This window comes from Micromonospora marina, from assembly GCF_900091565.1.
In the GTDB taxonomy this organism is placed as follows: Bacteria; Actinomycetota; Actinomycetes; order Mycobacteriales; family Micromonosporaceae; genus Micromonospora; species Micromonospora marina.
In genome coordinates, this window is sequence record NZ_FMCV01000074.1 from 1 (window position 1) to 1,031 (window position 1,031).

At 63.4% G+C, this 1,031-nt stretch carries 1 pseudogene; it reads left to right on the top strand.

The features are described from left to right. A pseudogene (locus tag GA0070215_RS27830) lies at positions 1-994 on the top strand (hypothetical protein); the annotation flags it as partial. Positions 995-1,031: the final 37 nt, after the last annotated feature.

The following is a 1,031-nucleotide window of genomic DNA, read 5'->3' on the forward strand; positions in this document are numbered from 1 at the left end:
GCACGCTCACGCAGCTCATCGGGGTACTTCTTCGGTGCAGGCATCGCTGGTGTTCCTCCAGGTTTCGATGTCTCCATCTAACCCGGTGCGGGACATGGTGACTGAAAAGACCAGTGCTGGCACACTGCGTACGACGGCCACCACGTACGACAATGCTGGCCGAGTGCACGAGAGGTCGGTGACCGTTGGGGCGGGACTCGGTACGTCAGTGCCAGCGCAGCGCGAGGTGTATGACCCTGCCACCGGCGCGCATGTTCGGACGCAGTCGGTGGCAAACGGATCGGTGGTCGCGGAGGTGGTACGGCTCTACGACGCCCTCGGGCGAATCACTTCCTACACCGATGCCGACGGCAACGTGTCGACCACGACCTACGACATCATGGGCCGGGTAGCCACGAGCCATGACGGTAAGGCGCAGCGAACGTACTCCTATGATGGGGGTAGCGAACGGCGCGGCCTGCTGACTTCCGTCGATGACAGCCAAGCCGGGCAACTTACCGGCAGCTACGACGCCGATGGCAACATAACGTCCGAGACGTGGCCGAACGGCATTGCCGTCAACACCGAGGTCAACGAGGTCGGTGACCGCATTGGTCTTGTCTACGTCAAGGCGGGCTGCCCGTCAGGTGACTGCACCCTGTACACCGAATCTGCGGTGCAGTCGGTGCACAGTCAGCGCCGCATGGGCGCATCGAGCCTCTCCCTGCAGCGCTTCGACTACGACAAGGTCGGCCGACTTACCGTCGTGGAGGACGCCGTCGGCGGGCAGTGCACCACCCGTCGGTACAACCTCAGCACCTCGTCAAACCGGAACAGCCTGATCGAGTACGGGCCAGCCGCTGAGGGGAACTGCCAGAGCGACACGGCGGCGTCGACCCGGACGTGGACGTACGACAACGCGGACCGCGTAACCTCCACCGGTTACGTCTACGACGCCCTAGACGATCTATTCCAAGGGTTCCGGGGCAGCGAACAGGAGCGAGGGTGTCCATGATCGACGTTGCGAAGCAACGATGACCATGGAGGCCACG